Origin of the sequence: Delftia sp. RIT313, assembly GCF_000632165.1 — a bacterium.
Taxonomy (GTDB): Bacteria; Pseudomonadota; Gammaproteobacteria; order Burkholderiales; family Burkholderiaceae_C; genus Comamonas; species Comamonas acidovorans.
This window is the reverse complement of record NZ_JFYT01000029.1, coordinates 95,649-116,687: the sequence shown is the minus strand read 5'-3', so window position 1 is coordinate 116,687 and position 21,039 is coordinate 95,649. Positions and strand designations below refer to the sequence as shown.

Below are 21,039 nucleotides of genomic sequence, written 5' to 3'. Positions count from 1 at the left end.
GTTGGTACCACTCCTTCCCATCCCGAACAGGACAGTGAAACGACTTTGCGCCGATGATAGTGCGGGTTCCCGTGTGAAAGTAGGTCATCGTCAGGCTCTTACAGCCCAAGAAACCCCGTAGCCCAAAGCTACGGGGTTTTTTGCATTGGGCTGCAGGAAATGGAGAAACAGGCTGAACAGCCAAAACGGACATCCCAAAAAAAGAGAGCGCTGACGCGCTCTCTTTTTATTCCCGCACCCGGATGCAACATCCGGCGCAGTTTCCTGTGGCCAATTCCGCTAGCATTGACGTTAACGTCAACGTCGCATTCCCATGGCCGCCGGCTGTGGATGCTGGCGGACTCTCCAGCCATGTCGACCACCTACACCATCAGCGATCTTGCCAAGGAGTTCGATCTCACGACCCGGGCCATCCGCTTCTATGAAGACATGGGCTTGCTTGAGCCCGAGCGCGCCGGGCCTGGCGGGCGCAATCGCGTCTACAGTGCGCGTGATCGCACACGTCTTCGCCTGACCTTGCGGGCCAAGCGGCTGGGACTTTCTCTGAACGAAGCCAAGGAGATCATCGATCTCTACGACAGCCCCCGCGACACGGGCGTGCAGCTGCGCAAATTCCTGGAAGTGCTGGCTGTGCATCGCCGCCAGCTCGAGGACCGCCTGGCCGACCTGCAGGCCAACCTGGCCGAGGTGCGAGAGCAGGAATCCGAGGCTCGCACTCTGTTGAAACACCTGGATGGGAAAAATGCTTCATAATTGACGTTTACGTAAACGTAATTTGTGAGGCTTGCCTTGACCGTGCTCCGCCTGGAACCTGCCAACAGCGACTTTGCCCGCCGTGTGCGAGACAGCTTTGCACGCCAGGGCGCGATGCACACCCTGGGCGCCGAGCTGTCCCTGCTGGAGCCCGGCGCCGTCGATGTCTGCCTGGACTGGGCGCCCGGGCTGACGCAGCAGCATGGCTTTTTGCATGCCGGCATGGTTTCCACGGCGCTGGATTCCGCCTGCGGCTATGCAGGGCTGACCCTGATGCCGGCCGATGCTGCCGTGCTCACCATCGAATTCAAGATCAATCTGCTGGCCCCCGCTAAGGGCCAGCACTTTCGCATGGAAGGCCGGGTGATCAAGCCTGGCCGCACGATCACCGTGACCGAGGGGCGCGCCTATGCCATCGACGAAGGCCGCGAAAAACTGATTGCCACCATGGGCTGCACGCTGATGTGCGTGCAGGGCCGCGATCTGGCCGACTGAGCCGGGCGGCGTTTTTTCACCAAATTTCCACAGGAGACACGAGATGAGCCTTTCCAACCTGCCGGGCCTGAACTTCCAACTGGGCGAGGACATCGACGCGCTGCGCGATGCCGTGCGCGAGTTCGCACAGGCCGAGATTGCACCGCGCGCCGGCGAGATCGACCGCGACGACCAGTTCCCCATGGACCTGTGGCGCAAGTTTGGCGATCTGGGCGTGCTGGGCATCACCGTGTCCGAGCAGTACGGCGGCGCCAACATGGGCTACCTGGCCCACATGGTGGCGATGGAGGAAATCTCGCGTGCCAGTGCCTCGGTGGGCCTGTCCTATGGCGCGCACAGCAATCTTTGCGTGAACCAGATCAACCGCAACGGCAACGAGGCGCAAAAGGCCAAGTACCTGCCCAAGCTGATCAGCGGCGAGCATGTGGGCGCGCTGGCCATGAGCGAGCCCGGCGCCGGCTCGGACGTGATCAGCATGAAGCTCAAGGCCGAGGACAAGGGCGGCTACTTCCTGCTCAACGGCACCAAGATGTGGATCACCAATGGTCCCGATGCCGACACCCTGGTGGTCTACGCCAAGACCGAGCCCGAGCTGAACGCCCGCGGCGTGACCGCCTTCCTGATCGAGAAGGGCATGAAGGGATTTTCCATTGCCCAGAAGCTGGACAAGCTGGGCATGCGTGGCAGCCACACGGGCGAGCTGGTGTTCGAGAACGTCGAGGTCCCGGCCGAGAACGTGCTGGGCGGCCTGAACAACGGCGCCAAGGTGCTGATGAGCGGCCTGGACTACGAGCGTGCCGTGCTGACCGGCGGGCCGCTGGGCATCATGCAGTCGGTGATGGACAACGTCGTGCCCTACATCCATGACCGCAAGCAGTTCGGCCAGAGCATTGGCGAGTTCCAGCTCATCCAGGGCAAGGTGGCGGACATGTACACCGTGCTGCAAGCGGGCCGCTCATTTGCCTATACGGTCGCCAAAAACCTCGATCTGCTGGGAACGGAGCATGTTCGCCAGGTTCGCAAGGACTGTGCCAGCGTCATTTTGTGGTGCGCCGAGAAGGCGACATGGATGGCCGGCGAAGGCGTTCAAATCTATGGAGGTAATGGGTATATCAACGAATACCCACTGGGTCGCCTCTGGCGGGATGCGAAACTCTACGAGATCGGCGCCGGCACCAGCGAGATCCGTCGCATGCTGATCGGCCGCGAGCTGTTCGCAGAGACCTGCTGATCCCGCACCCGCCTGCCGCGCCGTTCTTGAGTTTGACCCAACAAAAGGATTGCTTATGAGCACAACCTCCATCGAAGAACTGTTTGTCCATAACCGCGAATGGGCCCAGCAGATGGAGCGTGACCGGCCCGGTTTCTTCACCGGGCTGTTGTCGCAGCAAAAACCCCGCTACATGTGGATCGGCTGTTCCGACAGCCGCGTCCCTGCGAACCAGATCACGGGCCTGGAGCCCGGCGAGGTGTTCGTGCACCGCAACGTGGCCAACGTGGTCGTGCCCAGCGACCTGAACTGCCTGTCCACCATCCAGTACGCGGTGGACCAGCTCAAGGTCGAGCACCTGATGGTCGTGGGCCACTATGGCTGCGGCGGCGTGCTGGCGGCACTGGAAGATGTGCGCGTGGGCCTGGCCGACAACTGGATCCGCCATGTGAAGGATGTGCGCGACAAGCACCAGGCGCTGCTGGCCAGCCTGTCTCCGCAATGGCGCCACGATGCGCTGTGCGAACTCAATGCCATCGAGCAGGTCATCAATGTGGCGCAGAGCACGGTGATGCAGGATGCCTGGGCGCGCGGCCAGAAGGTCACGCTGCACGGCTGGTGCTATGGCCTCAAGGACGGCCTGATCACCAATCTGCAGATGACCGTGCCCGGTGTCGGCGGCATCGCCAACATCCATGCCGAGGCTGTCGAGCTGGTCGCCAGCCGCCAGCGCGACTGAGCGGCCATGGCAGGCGGGACCCCGGGAGACTTCATGCCGATGCCTGCCCAGGACACCCTGCTTGCCCATGACATCGCGCGGGCGATGATGGATGGCTTCAACCGCCATTACCGCCTGTTCCGCGCCGAATCCGCCCGCGCCAAGCACCGCTTCGAAACCGCCGACTGGCTGGGCCAGCAGCGTGCCCAGCGCGAGCGCATCGAGTTCTACGACCTGCGCGTGCGCGAATGCGTGCGCCGGCTGGAAAAGGAATTTGCGGCGGGCGCCCAGCCCATGCCGGTCTGGCAGCAGATCAAGCGCCACTACATCGGGCTCATGGTCAACCACCTGCAGCCGGAGCTGGCCGAGACCTTCTTCAACTCGGTCACCACCAAGATCCTGCACCGCACGCATTTCCACAACGACTTCATCTTCGTGCGGCCCGCCGTCAGCACGGAATACATAGAGAACCAGGAGCCGGCTGCGCGCCCGGCCTACCTGGCCTTCTACCCCACGCGCGAGACGCTGCCGCAGACGCTGCGCGAAGTCGTGGAGCAATTCGCGCTGCAGCGCCCCTTCGAGGACCTGGAGCGCGACATCGCCCGCCTGGCCGAGCGCCTGGAGCCGCAGCTGCAGGCCATGCGCCTGTACGCCAACTTCCAGATCCAGGTGCTGTCCAGCCTGTTTTTCCGCAACAAGGGCGCCTACATCGTCGGCAAGATCATCAACGGCTTTGCCGAGCTGTCCTGGGCCGTGCCCATCCTGCACGGCGACAACGGCCGGCTGGTGCTGCATGCGGCCCTTTTCGGCGAGAAGGACTTCCACGGCCTGTTCAGCTTTGCGCGCGCCTACTTCATGGTCGATACCGACGTGCCCAGCGCCTACGTGCAGTTCCTGCGCAGCCTCATGCCGCGCAAGCCGCGCGCCGAGCTGTACAACGCCCTGGGCCTGGCCAAGCAGGGCAAGACGCTGTTCTACCGCGACTTCCTGCACCACCTGCGGCATTCGCGCGACCAGTTCCGCATCGCGCCCGGCATCAAGGGCATGGTCATGCTGGTGTTCGACCTGCCCAGCTTTCCCTATGTGTTCAAGCTCATCAAGGACCGCTTCGCCGCGCCCAAGGAGATCACGCGCGAACAGGTCAAGGCCAAGTACCGCCTGGTCAAGCAGCACGACCGCGTGGGGCGCATGGCCGACACGCTGGAGTACAGCCTGGTCGCCTTCCCGCGCGAGCGCTTTTCGGATGCGCTGATCGCCGAGATCCTGGAGCATGCGCCCAGCCAGGTCGAGATCAGCGACCGCGACGGCGATGGCCGGCAGGAGGTCATCATCTCCCACCTCTACATAGAGCGGCGCATGGTGCCGCTGAACATGCTGCTGCAGGAGTGCTTCGATGACGGGCTGGACCTGCCGGCACCGCGGCAGCGCCTGGAGAGCGCCGTGATCGAGTACGGCAATGCCATCAAGGATCTGGTCGCGGCCAACATCTTTCCGGGCGACATGCTGTGGAAGAACTTCGGCATCACGCGCGGCGGCAAGGTGGTGTTCTACGACTACGACGAGATCGAATACCTGACCGACTGCCACTTCCGCCAGGTGCCCGCGCCGCGCAACGAGGAGGACGAGCTCAGCGGCGAGGTCTGGTACCCCGTGGGCCCGCGCGATGTGTTCCCGGAAACCTTCGCGCCCTTTCTGCTGGGCAACCCGGCCGTGCGCGAAGTCTTCATGCGCCACCATGCCGACCTGCTCGACCCCGCCTTCTGGCAGGCGCACCAGCAGCGCATCCGCGAAGGCCATGTCCACGATGTCTTCCCCTACGAGCGCAGCCGCTGGCTGGCCTGACCCGTTTTCCCTTTCTTTCACCATCACGACAACCCAGGAGACAAGCATGCAAGACCCCATCGTCATCGTCGGCGCAGCCCGCACCCCCATGGGCGCCTTCCAGGGCGACTTCGCCGACCTCGCGGCCCATGATCTGGGCGGCGCTGCCATCAAGGCGGCCGTGCAGCGCGCGGGCGTGGCGCCCGAGAAAGTGGACGAAGTTCTGTTCGGCAACTGCCTGATGGCGGGCCAGGGCCAGGCGCCCGCCCGCCAGGCCGGCTTCAAGGGCGGCCTGCCACGCAGCACGGGCGCCGTGACCCTGTCCAAGATGTGCGGCGCCGGCATGGAGGCCACCATCCTGGCGCACGACCAGCTGGTCGCAGGCAGCCGCGATGTCGTGGTCTCCGGCGGCATGGAGAGCATGACCAATGCGCCCTACCTGCTCAAGAAGGGCCGTGGCGGCTACCGCATGGGCCACGACAAGGTCTATGACCACATGATGCTCGACGGCCTGGAGGACGCCTACGAGCCTGGCCGCTCCATGGGCACTTTTGGCGAGGACTGCGCCGCCAAATACCACTTCACGCGCGAGCAGCAGGACGCCTACGCCATCGAAAGCGTCAAGCGCGCCCAGGCGGCCACGGAAAGCGGAGCCTTCGCCGCCGAGATCACGCCCGTCACCGTCTCCACGCGCAAGGGCGACGTCACCGTCAGCATCGACGAAGGCCCGGCCAAGGCCAAGCTGGACAAGATTTCCAGCCTCAAGCCCGCCTTCAAGAAGGACGGCACGATCACGGCCGCATCGAGCTCCAGCATCAACGACGGCGCCGCCGCCCTGGTGCTGATGCGCGAGTCCACGGCCAAGGAACTGGGCTGCAAGCCGCTGGCGCGCATCGTCGCCCATGCCACGCATGCCCAGGAGCCCGAATGGTTCACCACGGCCCCCGTGGGCGCCACGCAGAAGGCCCTCAAGAAGGCTGGCTGGACGGCGGCGGACGTGGACCTGTGGGAAGTCAACGAAGCCTTTGCTGTCGTGCCCATGGCCCTGATGGCCGAGCTGGGCGTGCCGCGCGACAAGGTCAACGTCAACGGCGGCGCCTGTGCGCTGGGTCACCCCATTGGCGCCAGCGGCGCGCGCATTCTGGTCACGCTGCTGCACGCCCTGCAGGCGCGCGGCGGCAAGCGCGGCCTGGCCACGCTGTGCATAGGCGGCGGCGAGGGAACAGCCATGGCGATAGAAATGGTCACCCCCTGAGGCGCTGCGCGCCCTCCCCCTGAAAGGGGGACGACACCCTCGGTGCGGGGCGGCCCTTCCTCGGTGTCTCTGATTTGCATTGCGCCAGTTTTATGGGCAGCGCCACAGACGTCCAGAGAGCTAGACTTGGATCGGCCGATCCGCTATTACCTTAACCTCTCGACCATGATCACCAGCGAAGAACAGTTGCGCAGCCTGTATGCCATGCCGGCCGAAAGGGCCTTGCTCAAGCAGCAGGTGGACCTGGACCGGCATTGCCTGCGCTTCATCGCGCTGTCGCCGCTGTGCATCGTGGCCACGGGGGGCGGGGCGGGCGCGATGATGGATGCCTCGCCGCGCGGCGGCAAGCCGGGCTTCATCAAGGCGCCCGACAACCAGACGCTGCTGATTCCCGATTCGGGCGGCAACAACCGTCTGGACAGCTTCAGCAACCTGATCGCCGATCCGCGCATCGGCCTGCTGTTCATGGTGCCGGGTTTCGACGAGACCCTGCGCGTCAACGGCGTGGCCAAGCTGCGCGACGAGGCCCACTACACGGCGCTGTTCGCCAGCGAAGGCTTCCGGCCCAAGATCGTTCTGGAGATCCAGGTGCAGGAGGCCTATCTGCACTGTGCCAAGGCCCTGATGCGCGCCCGGCTCTGGAAGCCAGAGTCCCAGGTGTCGCGCAACGTCATGCCCTCGGTGAACCAGATGGTCCACCAGCAGATCGGCCTGCCTGCGCCCACCGAGACGCAGGAGGCCATGGTCGAGCGCTACGAAAAGCAGATCGCGGACGAGCAGGGCCGCTGACCGCATTCCATTTGAAAGGTCGAAAGACATGGCAGTCACTCTGGTGTTGGGAGCCTCGCGCGGGCTTGGTTTTGCCTTGGTGGAGGCCTATGCGGCCCAGGGCCGCAGCGTGGTCGCCACGGTGCGCAGCGAGGCCGACCGCGAGCGCGTCGAGGCCACGGGCGCCAAGGTGCTGCTGGTGGATGTGGCCGATCCGGCCAGCGTCAGCGGCCTGGCCTGGCAGCTCGACGGCGAGAAGATCGAGTTGGCGCTGTATGTGGCCGGAGTGTGGGATGCTCACAGCTCGGCCACGCCGCCCACGCGCGAGCAGTTCGACCGCGTCATGCACACCAATGTGCTGGGCGCCATGCAGGTGCTGCCCCAGGTGGCGCCGCTGGTCGAGGCGGCGGGCGGCGTGTTCGGCCTGTTCTCCAGCCAGATGTCGCTGCTGGCCGACGCCGAATCCGACGCCTGGCTCTACCGCGTCAGCAAGGCTGCGCTCAACATGGTCGTGGCCAGCGCCCAGCCGCAATGGCCGGGCGCCACCGTGGTCGCGCTGGACCCGGGCTGGGTGCAGACCGACATGGGTGGCGCGGCTGCCACCTTCACCGTGGAGCAAAGCGTGCAGGGCCTGGTGCGCACGCTGGCCGGCGTCACGCCGGCCGACCGGGGCCGCATGCTGAGGCATGACGGGCAGCGCATCGCCTGGTAGATCCGACGGCAGATCCGACCGGCGCAACGGACAACGAACAACGAAACAAGAATCAGGAGACAAGACATGCTGCTCAACGCAGACCAGGAAATGATCCGTGATGCGGTGCGCGACTTCGTGCGCACCGAGATCACGCCCCATGCCGCACGCTGGGACAAGGAACACCACTTTCCCAAGAACGTGCACCAGGGCCTGGCGGCGCTGGGCGCCTACGGCATCTGCGTGCCCGAGGAGTACGGCGGCGCCGGCCTTGACTACCTGAGCCTGGCCCTGGTGCTGGAGGAAATCGCAGCCGGCGACGGCGGCACCAGCACGGTGATCAGCGTGACCAACTGCCCCGTCAACGCCATCCTCATGCGCTACGGCAGCGAGGCGCAAAAGCAGCAATGGCTGGCGCCGCTGGCGCGCGGCGAGATGCTGGGCGCCTTCTGCCTGACCGAGCCGCATGTGGGCTCGGATGCCTCGGCGCTGCGCACCACGGCCACGCGCGACGGCAGCGACTACGTGATCAACGGCGTCAAGCAGTTCATCACCAGCGGCAAGAACGGCGACGTGGCCATCGTCATCGCCGTCACCGACAAGGCTGCTGGCAAGCGCGGCATGAGCGCCTTCATCGTTCCGACCTCCGCACCCGGCTACCAGGTGCTGCGGCTGGAGGACAAGCTGGGCCAGCACAGTTCGGACACGGCCCAGATCCAGTTCGAGGGCTGCCGCATCCCCGCCGCCAACCTCATCGGCGCCGAGGGCGAGGGCTACAGGATTGCGCTGTCGGCGCTGGAAGGAGGGCGCATCGGCATTGCCGCGCAAAGCGTGGGCATGGCGCGTGCGGCCTTCGATTGCGCGCTGCAGTACTCCAAGGAGCGCGAGAGCTTCGGCCAGCCCATCTTCAACCACCAGGCCGTGGGCTTTCGCCTGGCCGACTGCGCCACGCAGATCGAGGCCGCGCGCCAGCTGATCTGGCATGCGGCCAGCCTGCGCGATGCCGGCCTGCCCTGCCTCAAGGAAGCGGCCATGGCCAAGCTGTTCGCCAGCGAAATGGCCGAGCGCGTGTGCAGCTCCGCCATCCAGACCCTGGGCGGCTATGGCGTGGTCAGCGACTTCCCCGTGGAACGCATCTACCGCGACGTGCGCGTCTGCCAGATCTACGAAGGCACGAGCGACGTGCAGAAAATTCTCATCCAGCGCGCCCTGGCCTGAGGCCAATCCCCCACGCTGCGGGTCGGGCCGGATGGCCCTGACACCCGCAGGGCTTAGCATGGAGCATCGCCGGCACGGTGCCCGAGAGAGGCGGGCGGCCGTTTCCGGCAGGTTTGTGACCACCTTCGCAGGAGATCCCGACATGCCCATCGCTTCCGTCAACGGCCAGAACCTGTACTACGAGGACACGGGCGGTAGAGGCCCGGTCCTGGTGTTTTCGCACGGGCTGCTCATGGACCACACCATGTTCGCTCCCCAGGTCCAGGCACTGCAAGGGCGCTTTCGCTGCATCAGCTGGGACGAGCGCGGCCATGGCCAGACGGCAGACCCCGAGCAGTGCGCCCCCTTCGACTACTACGACTCGGCCGACGACCTGGCCGCCCTGCTCGAGCACCTGGGCGTGGAGCGCGCGGTGCTGGTGGGCATGTCGCAGGGCGGCTATCTGTCGCTGCGCTGCGCGCTCATCCACCCCGAGATCGTGCGCGCGCTGGTGCTGATCGACACCCAGGCCATGCTGGAAGACCCCGAGCAGATGCCCCACCACGAAGCCTTGCTGCGCGCCTGGATGGAGCATGGCCTCAGCGACGACATGGCGACCACGGTGGAGCGCACCATCCTGGGCCAGGGCTGGAGCGGCGCGGCCGCCTGGCGTGCCAAATGGAAGAAGGCCACGCCCATCAACCTGGGGCAGAGCTTTCTGGCGCTGGCCCAGCGCGATGACATCAGCCCACGCCTGCCCGACATCCATGTGCCGGCCCTGGTCATCCATGGCACGGACGACACCGCCATCGCGCCCGACCGTGCACGCGCCATGGCCAAGGCCTTGCCCAGGGCGCAGTGGGTGGAGGTGCCGGGTGCCGGCCATGCGGCCAACCTCACGCATCCGCAGCCCGTGAACCTGGCCATCGAGCGCTTCCTGGAGCAGCTCGACTGACAGAGCCTGCCGGGCAGGGGGTCAGACCGGCGGATCGCCGTCGTTCTCGCTGTCGCGGCGGCGCAGGACGACGGTGATGCTGCCGTCGGTCTCCAGCGTGGCGCGCTCCACCTCGCGCAGGTGCAGGCAGCCGCCCGCGCGCAGCGCGGCCTCGATATCGTCGCGCGTGATGCGTTCCTCGCGCATCAGGTCCTTGTTCAGGTGTCCGTCCCTGATCAGGGCCTTGGCCTTGCCGTCGATGAGCCGCTCCAGCGCGGGAAAGCGAAAGGTCAGCCAGGACAGCAGCAGATGGCACAGGATCAGCGTGGAGGCCGAGACCATGCCGCCGATCAGCGAGTTGTCCCCGGCATTCATGGAGTTCTGCACCGCATTCGACAGGATGAGCAGCAGCACCAGGTCGAACGGCGCGTACTGCCCCGTCTGGCGCCGCCCGGTCAGGCGCAGGAACACCAGCAAAAACAGGTAGACGGCCACGCCGCGCACCACGAACTCCCACCATGGGACCGACATTGAAAACATGGGCTCTCCTTACAGGCCCGAGGGCCCGCGGTCAGTATCATGGCCCGCCTGTCCTCCATCAAGAACCCGGTCGCAGCAAGGCGGCCGTGACTGACATGCATTCCTGCTCCCGCGCCGTCCTCCCCCAAATTCCGCAAGTTCCGCAAGTTCCGCAGGGCCAGCCGCTATGAGCGCTGCCGCCACCTCCCCGGCCTGTCCCTGCGGTCTTCAGGATGCCAAGGGCCGTCCCCTGGCCTTCGATGCCTGCTGCGGCCGCTACCTGGACCATTTCGGCGACTGCCCTGCGCCCGACGCCCAGGCGTTGATGCGCTCGCGCTACAGCGCCTTCGTGCGCGAGGACACCGCCTATCTGCTGGCCACCTGGCACGCCAGCCAGCGGCCCGCCACGCTGGACTTCGAGCCTTCGGCACGCTGGCTGGGGCTGGCGGTCAAGGACTTCCGCAGCACCGGCGAGGACAGTGCCGAGGTGGAATTCGTCGCGCGCTACCGCGTGGGTGGCCGCGCCGTGCGCCTGCATGAGCGCAGCCGTTTCGTGCGCGAAGCCGGGCGCTGGCTCTACGTGGATGGCGACCAGTTCTGAACACGGCGGCGGCCCTGCCGAGCCGCTGTGGAAACTGCAGCAGCGCCAGCGGCTGCTGCTGTCCATCGCATCGCGGGGCTCGTCCGAGGCGGCGGCCCTCATCATCCCCGGCATCGTGGTCTGGCTGCAGCGGCACGAAACGGGTGCCTTCCAGGCGCCGCTGCTGATGTGGTGGCTGGGCATGGCGTTCATGGCCTGCGTCTTTGTCGGGTTGCGGCGCCAGTTGCGCCGGGACCTGGGTGCTGCCGTGCCATCGGCCGAGTTGCCAGCGCGGCTGCAGCGCTGGGAACGCGTGATGGGCCGCATGGCCCTGCTCAACGCCGGTTCCTGGGCGCTGGCGATACCGCTGACCCATGGCAGCGGCCATGAATTCCGGCTTTTCATCTACCTGGTGCTGTGCGGCGTCGTGGCCTCGGCCGCCACCTTCCTGGCGCCGGCGGCTGCCGTGTTCAAGCGCTTCTTCGGCGTGCTGTACGGCGCCATGCTGCTGGCCGTGGTCTGGTACTTCCCGAACAGGGGCCTGTACCTGCTGCCGCTGCTCATGCTGTATGGCGCCACCATCGCGCGCCATGCCTGGGGGGCGCGCCAGCTCATGCTGCAGCAATGGGCGCAGGAGCGTGACCGCCAGCTGCTGGCCGAGCGCTACCTGGCCGCCAAGGAGCAGGCCGAACAGGCGCTGGAGGCCAAGAGCCGCTTCCTGTCGGCCGCCAGCCATGACCTGCGCCAACCGCTGCATGCTTTGGGCCTGCTGGTGGAAACCGCCCGCCAGCGCAATGCCGACGGCGCACTGGCAGGCGTGCTTGACGATGCCCAGGCCTGTGCCCAGTCGCTGGGCACCATGTGCAACGACCTGCTGGACCTGTCGCGCCTGGAGAACGGCACCTGGGAGCTGCGCGCCCAGGTGATGGACCTGCGCATTCTGCTGGGCGATGCCACGCGCCTGTTCGCGGCCGAGGCGCGGCAGCGCGGGCTGGTGCTGCGCTGGCGCGTGGCGCGCGGCATGGACAGCCTGGTGCGTGCCGACGAGGCCCTGCTGCGCCAGATGGTGTTCAACCTGCTGCACAACGCCCTGCGCTACACCCAACGCGGCGGGGTGCTGCTGGCCGCCCGCGTGCACGGCGGGGGCTGGCGCATCGAGGTCTGGGACACGGGCCTGGGCATTGCGGCCGAAGACCGGCCCCATGTCTTCGCACCGCACTTTCGCGCGCGCTCAGGCCAGGCGGCCCGGCGCGCGGCCCAGCCTGCGGCCGACCACCTGCCCGGCGTGAGCAGCCAGGGCCTGGGCCTGGCCGTCGTGGCCGCAGCCGCGCGGCGCATGGGCGTGGAGCACGGCCTGCTGTCCACGCCGGGGCGGGGGTCCTGCTTCTGGCTGCAATTGCCGTCCAGCCTGAATGTGCAGGCGGCCTTGCCGCAGTCCGAGGGACCGTCCGAGGGACCGCAGGCGCAGGCCCGGCCGCCCCTGCTCCAGGGCCGGTGCTGGGTGGTCGATGACGATGCGCAGGTGGCGCGGGCCCTGGCCGGCCTGCTGCGCGATTGGGGGCTGCAGGTGGATGTGGCTGCCACAGGCCGCGAGGTGGCCGACTGGCTGGCGGCGGGGCAGCACCCCGATTTCGTGCTGTGCGACCACCATCTGGCCCAGGGCGAGAACGGCTTTGCGCTGCTGCAGAACGTGCTGGCGCAAGCGCCGCAGGCGGCGGGCGCCCTGCTCAGTGGCGAGCCGTCACCGGCGCTGGAGCAGGAGGCGCAGGAACTGGGCTATCTGCTGCTGCGCAAGCCCGTGGACCCGCTGGCGCTGCTGGCCCTGCTTCAGCGCAGGCTGGCCGTGGCCGGCGCCTGAACCGTATCGGTCGGCGGCACGGAGGGCGGCAGCTCCAGCGCAATGCCCTGCATGCGCGTGATGGCGTCGATGCGGCTGTGCACGCCCAGGCGCTGCAGGGCGCCGGCCACATGCTCCTTGACCGTGTGCGGCGACAGATGCAGCAACTGCGCAATGCTGGGATTGGGCAGGCCGCGCAGCACCAGATCCAGCACCTGGGCCTGGCGCGGGGTGAGGCCCAGCTCGGCCGCCGTCATGCGGATGGCATGGGCGCCGCCCGGTGACTGCGGCGCCAGCGGGGCGGCGGGGAACCAGGTCTCGCCGCGCAGCAGGGCCGCCACGGCCTGCTGCAGCACCTGCGGCGGCTGGGACTTGAGCACAAAGCCATGGGCCCCGGCCGCGCGTGCCTTCAGGGCAATCGCGCCATGCGTGTCGCCGCTGGTCATGAGCACGCGGCAGGCGGGCGCCAGCGTGCGGATTTCGCGCACCACGTCCGTGCCCGCGCTGGCACCCAGCCAGAAATCCACGATGGCCAGATGCGGCGATCCCCTGCCGGCCATGCACTGCAGGCCTTCGCCCGCATCGGCCACGGCATGGACTTCGGACAGGCCGAATTGTTTCAGGAACTCGGACACGCCCATGGCCGTCAGCGGGTGGTCGTCGATCACCAGGGCATAGCGCCCCGATTGGAGACAGGAGGAATCGGTCAGGAGGGGATGGCTGTGCATGGTCCGCGCAAAGGCATGTCGAAAGGGCTGGAGCGCCAGGGCGCGCCCGGATACACCTTGCGCACATCGTAACGATTACCCCCCGGCCGGGGGGTGACCGGATGTCGGCCAACTCCCCAAAATCGCCGCCGATGCCCTGAGATTCCGCATGGAACGGGCACGTATTCAACGAGAAGGGGAGATAGTCATGAAGATGGTACAGCTCACGCGCCGCAGTGCGGCATTGATGCTTCTGGGAACCCTGGCCGCCTGTGGCGGCGGCGGTGGTGGTGGATCGGGAGAACCGGGCGGCGGAGATCCCGGCAATGGCGGAAATCCCGGCAACCCCGGCACGCCCGGCAACCCCGGCGGCGGCACGACGACCCCGGTGACCGGCCAGTACCGCATGGAGACGGCTGCCGAAAACTTCGACGCGGCCCTGTCCGCCATGAACACGCTGGGGGCGCAAGGCTATGCCTTCACCTACAGCCTGGCCTCGGGCGGCACGACGTTCCCCGTTCCCATCGGTGACTTCTACGTCACCGACACGGCCCACACCGGCACGCGCCTGGACTACCGCATGGTGGCCGACGTGGCGGGCGTCTCGGCCCTGGTGGCCCAGCTCAATGCGCAGGGCGCGCAGGGCTACCTGTACAAGTCGGGCATGGCGTTCCCCAGCAGCACGCAGGACCTGCGCAACCTCTATGTGCGCAGCAGCAGCGCCGCCGCCACCTACAGCTACGAGACGCGCCCCGCCGTGGGTGCGCTGGACACGTCCGGCTTCACGCAGCAACTGGCCGAGATGAGCGGCCGGGGGTTCCGCTACACGGGCCCGCTGATCTCGGGCGACGAGATGTTCAACCTCTACGTCAAGGACTCCAAGGCACCGGCCTTCGAGTACGCGGTGTTCGCCCTGGCCGCGCCCTTCGGCATGGCCAACGGCACGGCGCTGAAGCAGCGCCTGGACGAGATGGGTGCCAAGGGCCACCTGCTGCGTGGCGCCCTGGTGCTGCGCGGCAATACCGAAGGCGTGCAGCTGTACGAAAAGAGCGGCGACCAGCAGGGAGCCATCGAGTACCGCCTCGAATCCGTGTCCAACAACGCCAGCCTCGCGCAGCGCCTGGAGCAGTTCAACCGCAACGCGGCCGAAGGCTTTTTCGCCTTCGGCGATGTGGTTACCGACGATGGCCAGTTCCATTCCATCTCGGTGCGCAACGTCAAGCGCATGGTCCATCCGCTGGCCGGTGCATCCTTCCCCTGAGCAGGGCACAGGCATGCGCGGCCGGCGCATAATCCGGCCATTTTCCGCAGCAAGGGCGCCCCAGGGCGCCCTTGCTCAGTTTGTTTCGAGAATCCATCCATGACTGCTTTCGAGGCCGTGCTCTTCGACTGTGACGGCGTGCTCGTCGACAGTGAATCCATCACCAACCGCGTGCTGTGCACCATGCTCAATGAATCGGGCTGGCCCATCAGCACCGAGGAATGCCTGCGCGAATTCATCGGCAAGACCGTGCGCAGCCAGGCCGCGCTGATCGAGGCGCGCACCGGCAAGCCGCTGACCGACGCATGGATGGCCGCCTTCTACGAGCGCCGCAACGCCGCGCTGCGCGCCGAGCTGGTGGCCATTGACGGCGCGCTGTCCGCCGTCAGCGAATCCCATGCGCTGTGCGCTGGCCGCATCGCCTGCGCCTCGGGCGCGGACCGCGCCAAGGTGGAGATGCAGCTGGCCCAGGTCGGCATGGCCCCGTATTTCGAGGGCCGCGTCTTCAGCGGCCATGAGCTGCCGCGCAGCAAGCCATTTCCCGATGTGTACCTGGCCGCCGCCGCCGCCCTGGGCGTGGAGCCGGCGCGCTGCCTGGTCATCGAGGACACGGTGACCGGCGTCACCGCCGGCGTGGCCGCAGGCGCCACGGTCTGGGGCTACTTCCCGGCCGACCAGGGCCACGCATCGGCCGAGCAACTGCTCGAGGCCGGCGCCAGCTGCGTGTTCGGCGACATGGGCGAGCTGCCCGCCATGCTGCGCGCCATCGGGCAGGCCAGCGTCAGCGCTTGAGCTTGGGCTTGAGCCGGCCCTAGCGCAGCCGCGGCGAAGGCGTCTCGTCCACGGCCTGCGCACGCGCGGCCTGCTGCTCGGCCTGCAGCGCCCGCTGGAAGGCGGGCCGCTGCTGCAGGCGCTGCCAGTAGGCCTGGGTGGCAGGCCCCCATTGCGGCTCCATCTCCAGGTGCGCCGACAGCATCAGCGCATAGCCCACAGCCACGTCGGCAGCGGTGAAGCGGTCTGCCGTGAGCCAGTCGCGCTGCTCCACGGCCTGCTCCACGGCGCGCAGCCGCGCGAGGAACCAGCGCTGGTAGTCCTGGGCCACCTGGGGCTGGCGCCGTTCGGCCGGCTCGAAGTGCGCATAGCGCAGCACCAGGGTCTGCGGGAAGGTCAGCGTGGCATCGCTCATGTGCAGCCAGTTGAGGTAGGCCGCAAAGCCCACCTCCTGCGGCTGCACGGACAGGCCCGCCCCGGGGTGCAGGGCGGCCAGGTATTCGCAGATGGCGGCTGACTCGGTCAGCCTGGCCTCGCCGTGGCGCAGCAGCGGCACCGTGCCCAGCGGGTTGAGCTCCAGGTAGCTGCGCTGCAGCACGCGCGGCGGAAACGGCAGCATGTGCAGCGTGTAGGGAAGCTGCAGTTCTTCGAGCATCCACAGCGCGCGGAAGGAGCGCGCGCTGACGCAGTGGTGGAGATGGTGCATGCGCAAAGCCTAGGCCAGATGCGCGGACGGCGGCTGTCGCGCAGGATGCAAATCGCGCCAGGATGCGCGCTGCCCTCACTCGGGCCGGGCTCGCGCGCTCTTGCGGAATTCGGAAGGCGACAGCCCCGTCCACAGCCGGAAGGCGCGGATGAAGCTCTTGTCGTTGAGAAAGCCGCAGGACTGGGCGATGCGCTTGATGGGCCGGCTGGTGCGCAGCAGCAGCGCCACGGCACGCTCGCGCCGCACCTCGTCCTTGAGCGCCTGCAGCGAGGCGCCTTCTTCCTTGAGCTGGCGATGCAGGCTGCGCTGGGACAGGTGCAGCTGGCGCGCCAGCGTGTCGGCCGTCTGCAGGCATTCGGCGTCGGCCGCCAGCAGCTGGCGCACGCGCTGCACCAGCTGGCGCTCGCGCCGGTAGGGGCGCACCTGCAGCGGCAGGGCGCGCTGCAGCATGCGCTGCAGCGCAGGCTCGTCGCGCGTCAGCGGCATATCCAGAAAACGCGCGTCGAACTGGAGGCAGGCCCGGGCCGCGCCAAACTCCACCTCGCCCGGCGGGAACAGCAGCGCATACACGCCCGCATGCGGCGGGGGATCGAAGGGAAAGCAGGCGCGCCGCAGCGGCAGCGGCTCATCGATGAACCAGCTGGCCAGGCCGTGGATATTGCGCAGCACCGACAGCAGGCAGAACTCGCGCATGGCGCCCAGCGTGGACAGCTCCTCGATGGCCAGCGTGGCCAAGCCGTCTTCCTGCGTCAGCGTGAGGCGGATGTCGTCGGCCAGCAGGCCATGGTGGCGGCACCAGCGCGCCAGCGCCAGGCCCAGCTGCTCGCTGCCCATGCTGGCGCGTGCCAGCATGCCGTAGCTGCCCCAGGGCAGGCGCCGGGAGAACCAGCCCAGGGCCTCGTCGTCGAGTTCGCGCATGGCGGCATCGGACAGTGCCTCCATCTGCAGCGCCGTGATGCACTCGTTGCGCTCTTTGACGGAGTCTGGCGCGATTTGTGCCTTCTCCAGGGCGGACAGGGCGCTGATGCCCCGGCGTTCGTAGGCCAGCATAATGGCCTGCACAAAGGCCATGGGCGTGACTGCAGGGTGTGCGGAGGCCATGGTGGCGGCCGCCTGGGGCAGGGGGGTCTTGACCAGCGAGGGGGTGAACATGCTGGCAATTATTGCAACCTTCGTGGCCTGTTCTGCTCGGGGTTGGCCCTTATGCTGCCACGCAATAGCTGCCGTGACGGGGCAGGCCACTGCATTTGCCCGTCCCAGGCGCCGCCGACGACACAGGAGACAACGCATGCCCGCCCAGAACGCCCCGCTCGCTTCCAGCCATGCCCAAGGCCGCACCGATGTGCCGCTGATCGAGCAGACCATCGGCGACTTCTTTGCCGACATGGCGGCCCGCCAGCCCGATCGCGAGGCCCTGGTCAGCCGCCACCAGGGCCTGCGCTACAGCTATGCCGGCCTGCACACCGAGGCGCGCCGCCTGGCCAGCGCGCTGCTGGGCCTGGGGCTGGACAAGGGCGATCGCGTCGGCATCTGGTCGCACAACAACGCCGAATGGGTGCTGATGCAGCTGGCCACGGCCCAGGTCGGCCTGGTGCTGGTCAACATCAATCCGGCCTACCGCACCTCCGAGGTGGAGTACGCGCTCAACAAGGTCGGCTGCAAGGCGCTGGTGACCATGGCGCAGTTCAAGACCAGCGACTACCTGGGCATGCTGCGCGAACTGGCACCAGAGCTGGCCACGGCCGAGCCCGGCCGCCTGCATTGCGCGCGCCTGCCCCAGCTGCGCAGCGTGGTCTGGATCGACGTGGCAGGGCAGGGCGAAGAGCAGCCCGGCATGCTGCGCTTTTCCAGCCTGCTGGCGCGCGGTGATGCGCAGGATGCGCGCATCGACGCCGTGGCCGCCACGCTGAAGAACACCGACCCCATCAACATCCAGTTCACCAGCGGCACCACGGGCTTTCCCAAGGGCGCCACGCTGACCCACCGCAACATTCTGAACAACGGCTTTTTCATCGGCGAGTGCATGCGGCTGACGCCCGAGGACCGGCTGTGCATTCCCGTGCCGCTGTACCACTGCTTCGGCATGGTGCTGGGCAACCTGGCCTGCTTCACGCATGGCTCGGCCATCGTCTACCCGAATGACGGATTCGATCCGCTGCTGGTGCTGGAGACCGTGCAGGCCGAGCGCTGCACGGGTCTGCACGGCGTGCCCACGATGTTCATCGCCGAGCTGGACCACCCGCGCTTCAAGGAGTTCGACCTGAGCACGCTGCGCACCGGCATCATGGCCGGCTCGCCCTGCCCCATCGAGGTGATGAAGCGCGTGGTCAGCGACATGCACCTGTCCGAGATCACCATCGCCTACGGCATGACCGAGACCAGCCCCGTCAGCTGCCAGAGCGATGCCGACACGCCGCTGGAGCGCCGTGTGTCCACCGTAGGCAAGGTGCAGCCGCACCTGGAAGTGAAGATCGTCGACCCGGCCACGGGCGAGGTCGTGGCGCCCGGCGTCTCGGGCGAGCTGTGCACGCGCGGCTACTCGGTCATGCATGGCTACTGGGGGGACGAGGCCCGCACGCGCGAGGCCATCGACGACGATGCCTGGATGCACACGGGCGACCTGGCCACCATGGATGAGCAGGGCTACGTGAACATCGTCGGCCGCATCAAGGACATGGTGATCCGCGGCGGCGAGAACATCTACCCGCGCGAGATCGAGGAATTCCTCTACCGCCATCCCCAGGTGCAGGACGTGCAGGTGGTCGGCGTGCCCGATGTGCGCTACGGCGAGGAGCTGTGCGCCTGGATCATCGTCAAGCCCGGACAGACGCTGACCGAAGACGGCGTGCGCGACTTCTGCAAGGGCCAGATCGCCCACTACAAGGTGCCGCGCTACATCCGCTTCGTCGAGGCCTTCCCGATGACGGTGACCGGCAAGATCCAGAAGTTCAAGATCCGCGACGAGATGATCGCCATGCTGGATCTGCGTCCGGCCAGGACCGCCTGAGGGCTGCTTTCATGTGCTGCCGCCAGCTGTCCACCGCGTGCCGCCTAGTGCGTGCCGCCCTCGGGCGCGGCCACGGCCGAGGCTGCAGCGCGGCGCGCCACCACCAGGCGCTTGCGCAGCGAGATCTCCTGCATGTCCAGCTCGCTGACCAGGCGGCGCAGCGACTCGTCGTTGATGCGGTGGGCCTGGCGCTCGGCGTAGAGCGCGTCGCGCTCCTGGTGGATGCAGCGCAGGCGCAGCTCGATCTCCAACAGGTAGCGCAGCTTGCGCTGGCGCACGACTTCGGGCGCCTCGCGCTGGATCTCGATGCTGGAGGCCGTGCCGCTGCCGTCGTCCAGCAGCTGGACGCGGTTGCGGTACTCCTGCGTCAGGTGGCCCATGACCTCCTGGTGCATGGCCACCCATTCGGGCGTGTGGCCCTGGATCTCTTCCTCGCTCAGCGTCAGCCCGCCAATGGCGGACTGGCAGGCGGCCACGCGCGCCAGGCGCTCCTCGCGCACCGTGGGCGATTCGCCGGGCTGGGGCATGCGGCGCAGGATCAGCGGCAGCGCGATGCTGCCCAGCACCAGGGTGAACAAGATGGTGCCGGTGGCCAGGAAGATCAGCATCTCGCGGCCCGGAAAGGGCTGGCCGTTGTTCAGCAGCATGGGCACGGACAGCGCGCCAGCCAGCGTCACGGCGCCGCGTATGCCGGCCATGGTGGTGGCCAGGTTCAGCAGGTGCGAGGGGCGCTCTGCCATCTTTCCCTGGAAGTGGGCGCGTGCCAGGCTGCGCTGCACGCCCAGGGTCAGCCAGATCCAGCGCATCAGCAGCAGCGCGCTGGAGATGATCACCACATAGCCCACCAGCACCCACCATTCGCTGCCCGCATCGTGCAGCGTCACGCCGATGATGGAGGGCAGCTGCAGGCCCAGCAGCAGGAAGATGGCGCCGTTGAACGAGGCTTCCACCATGCTCCAGGTGCCCTCGGTCTGCAGCCGCTCGCTGATGTAGCTGCTGCGCTCCAAGTCGGCGAAGTTGGTGGCAATGCCCGCGGCCACGGCCGACAGGATGCCCGACACGCCGATCTTTTCGCCCACGATGTAGGCGGCGAAGGGCAGCAGGATCAGCAGCAGCACCATCTGCGTGGCCGCCACGTCGCCCAGGCGGCGCGTGATGGTGCTGCGCGCATAGGAAAAGCCCCAGCCGATCAGCGTGCCCACGCCCAGGCCGCCCAGGGCCATCCACATGAATTCCTTGGCCACCTCGGTCCACGAGAACAGGCCGGTCAGCGTGGCGGCAATGGCGAACTTCAGCGCCACCAGGCCCGAGGCATCGTTGAGCAGGGACTCGCCTTCGAGGATGTGCATGGTCTTCTCGGGCATGCCCAGGTTGCGCGTGATGGCCGAGACGGCCACGGCATCGGTGGGCGAGACCACGGCGGCCAGCGCAAAGGCCACGGTCAGCGGCATGCCGGGCACCAGCCAGTGGATCAGCCAGCCCAGCCCCACCACCGTGAACAGCACCAGGCCCAGCGCCAGGCGCAGGATGGGGCGGTACAGCGAGAAGAACTCGCGCTTGGGGATGCGCCAGCCGTCGGCAAACAGCAGCGGCGGGATGAACAGCAGCAGGAACAGCTCGGGATCGAAGGCGATGTGCAGGCCCTTTTGCGGCCAGGCGATCAGCGCTCCCAGGGCGATCTGTATCAGCGGCAGCGGGATGGCGCGCACATAGCGCGCGGCAATGCCGGTCAGTGCCCCCAGCAGCAAAACGAGCAAGACGATTTCAACGGTGTGCATACGGCATTTTCCCCAGCCCGGGCCGCCGTTC

General features: G+C 67.5%; 20 protein-coding genes and 1 rRNA gene. 16 read left to right on the top strand and 5 right to left on the bottom strand.

Going from position 1 to position 21,039, the window contains the following annotated elements:
- The 11 genes from rrf to BW39_RS05010 form a co-directional block, all read left to right on the top strand.
- A 5S ribosomal RNA gene (gene rrf, locus BW39_RS29740) occupies positions 1-96 on the top strand; the annotation flags it as partial.
- A 255-nt stretch (positions 97-351) separates the two neighbouring features.
- Positions 352-753 carry a MerR family transcriptional regulator gene (locus BW39_RS05055; protein WP_013800379.1) on the top strand — a complete coding sequence of 134 codons (402 nt, stop codon included), beginning with the start codon at positions 352-354 and terminating at the stop codon, positions 751-753.
- A 36-nt stretch (positions 754-789) separates the two neighbouring features.
- Positions 790-1,248 carry a PaaI family thioesterase gene (locus tag BW39_RS05050; RefSeq protein ID WP_043820295.1) on the top strand — a complete coding sequence of 153 codons (459 nt, stop codon included), beginning with the start codon at positions 790-792 and terminating at the stop codon, positions 1,246-1,248.
- Between the two features lie 43 nt (positions 1,249-1,291).
- On the top strand, positions 1,292-2,479 hold the full coding sequence (locus BW39_RS05045; protein ID WP_034397421.1) for an isovaleryl-CoA dehydrogenase: 1,188 nt from the start codon (positions 1,292-1,294) through the stop codon (positions 2,477-2,479).
- Between the two features lie 55 nt (positions 2,480-2,534).
- Positions 2,535-3,197, top strand: a complete 663-nt coding sequence (can, locus tag BW39_RS05040) for a carbonate dehydratase (protein ID WP_012207787.1) — start codon at positions 2,535-2,537, stop codon at positions 3,195-3,197.
- Positions 3,198-3,230: 33 nt separating this feature from the next.
- Positions 3,231-5,018 (top strand): bifunctional isocitrate dehydrogenase kinase/phosphatase, encoded by a 1,788-nt coding sequence (gene aceK, locus BW39_RS05035; protein WP_013800382.1) that lies wholly within the window; start codon positions 3,231-3,233, stop codon positions 5,016-5,018.
- Between the two features lie 46 nt (positions 5,019-5,064).
- Positions 5,065-6,252 (top strand): acetyl-CoA C-acyltransferase, encoded by a 1,188-nt coding sequence (locus BW39_RS05030; RefSeq protein WP_013800383.1) that lies wholly within the window; start codon positions 5,065-5,067, stop codon positions 6,250-6,252.
- Positions 6,253-6,417: 165 nt separating this feature from the next.
- Entirely contained in the window at positions 6,418-7,041 is a 624-nt protein-coding gene (locus BW39_RS05025) for a pyridoxamine 5'-phosphate oxidase family protein (protein WP_034397418.1), read from the top strand.
- Positions 7,042-7,069: 28 nt separating this feature from the next.
- Complete coding sequence (locus BW39_RS05020) at positions 7,070-7,732, top strand: SDR family oxidoreductase (RefSeq protein ID WP_013800385.1); 663 nt, start codon at positions 7,070-7,072, stop codon at positions 7,730-7,732.
- Positions 7,733-7,798: 66 nt separating this feature from the next.
- On the top strand, positions 7,799-8,929 hold the full coding sequence (locus BW39_RS05015; protein WP_043820291.1) for an acyl-CoA dehydrogenase family protein: 1,131 nt from the start codon (positions 7,799-7,801) through the stop codon (positions 8,927-8,929).
- Between the two features lie 142 nt (positions 8,930-9,071).
- Positions 9,072-9,863, top strand: coding sequence for an alpha/beta fold hydrolase (locus tag BW39_RS05010; protein ID WP_013800386.1), 792 nt, complete (start codon positions 9,072-9,074; stop codon positions 9,861-9,863).
- A gap of 21 nt (positions 9,864-9,884) precedes the next feature.
- On the opposite strand, the gene BW39_RS05005 is transcribed toward BW39_RS05010, so the two are convergent.
- Positions 9,885-10,382, bottom strand: coding sequence for a DUF421 domain-containing protein (locus BW39_RS05005; protein ID WP_012207780.1), 498 nt, complete (start codon positions 10,380-10,382; stop codon positions 9,885-9,887).
- A 166-nt stretch (positions 10,383-10,548) separates the two neighbouring features.
- Here BW39_RS05005 and BW39_RS05000 point away from each other — a divergent pair, with 166 nt between their 5' ends.
- Together BW39_RS05000 and BW39_RS04995 are read left to right on the top strand one after the other, a co-directional pair.
- Positions 10,549-10,962 carry a YchJ family protein gene (locus BW39_RS05000; protein WP_043820289.1) on the top strand — a complete coding sequence of 138 codons (414 nt, stop codon included), beginning with the start codon at positions 10,549-10,551 and terminating at the stop codon, positions 10,960-10,962.
- Positions 10,946-12,799, top strand: a complete 1,854-nt coding sequence (locus BW39_RS04995) for a hybrid sensor histidine kinase/response regulator (protein ID WP_043820287.1) — start codon at positions 10,946-10,948, stop codon at positions 12,797-12,799. Before BW39_RS05000 ends, BW39_RS04995 begins: the two co-directional genes overlap by 17 nt.
- Here the strand turns inward: BW39_RS04995 and BW39_RS04990 are convergent.
- Positions 12,769-13,506 (bottom strand): response regulator, encoded by a 738-nt coding sequence (locus BW39_RS04990; protein WP_012207777.1) that lies wholly within the window; start codon positions 13,504-13,506, stop codon positions 12,769-12,771. The genes BW39_RS04995 and BW39_RS04990 overlap by 31 nt on opposite strands.
- 187 nt (positions 13,507-13,693) lie before the next feature.
- Between BW39_RS04990 and BW39_RS04985 the strand changes: the two genes are divergently transcribed.
- Positions 13,694-14,746 (top strand): hypothetical protein, encoded by a 1,053-nt coding sequence (locus tag BW39_RS04985; RefSeq protein WP_043820284.1) that lies wholly within the window; start codon positions 13,694-13,696, stop codon positions 14,744-14,746.
- Positions 14,747-14,845: 99 nt separating this feature from the next.
- The gene (locus BW39_RS04980; RefSeq protein ID WP_043820282.1) at positions 14,846-15,538 is read left to right on the top strand and encodes an HAD family hydrolase; all 693 of its coding nucleotides are present in this window, start codon (positions 14,846-14,848) and stop codon (positions 15,536-15,538) included.
- A 19-nt stretch (positions 15,539-15,557) separates the two neighbouring features.
- Here BW39_RS04980 and BW39_RS04975 read toward each other — a convergent pair whose 3' ends face one another.
- Both BW39_RS04975 and BW39_RS04970 read right to left on the bottom strand, forming a co-directional pair.
- Positions 15,558-16,223 (bottom strand): glutathione S-transferase family protein, encoded by a 666-nt coding sequence (locus BW39_RS04975; RefSeq protein WP_043820280.1) that lies wholly within the window; start codon positions 16,221-16,223, stop codon positions 15,558-15,560.
- A 75-nt stretch (positions 16,224-16,298) separates the two neighbouring features.
- Positions 16,299-17,375: an AraC family transcriptional regulator gene (locus tag BW39_RS04970; protein WP_016450029.1), complete on the bottom strand. Its 1,077-nt coding sequence runs from the start codon at positions 17,373-17,375 to the stop codon at positions 16,299-16,301.
- Positions 17,376-17,511: 136 nt separating this feature from the next.
- On the opposite strand from BW39_RS04970, the gene BW39_RS04965 reads away from it, so the two are divergent.
- Positions 17,512-19,230: an AMP-binding protein gene (locus BW39_RS04965; protein WP_043820278.1), complete on the top strand. Its 1,719-nt coding sequence runs from the start codon at positions 17,512-17,514 to the stop codon at positions 19,228-19,230.
- A 44-nt stretch (positions 19,231-19,274) separates the two neighbouring features.
- On the opposite strand, the gene BW39_RS04960 is transcribed toward BW39_RS04965, so the two are convergent.
- Entirely contained in the window at positions 19,275-21,008 is a 1,734-nt protein-coding gene (locus tag BW39_RS04960; protein ID WP_013800394.1) for a Na+/H+ antiporter, read from the bottom strand.
- Positions 21,009-21,039 lie beyond the last annotated feature (31 nt).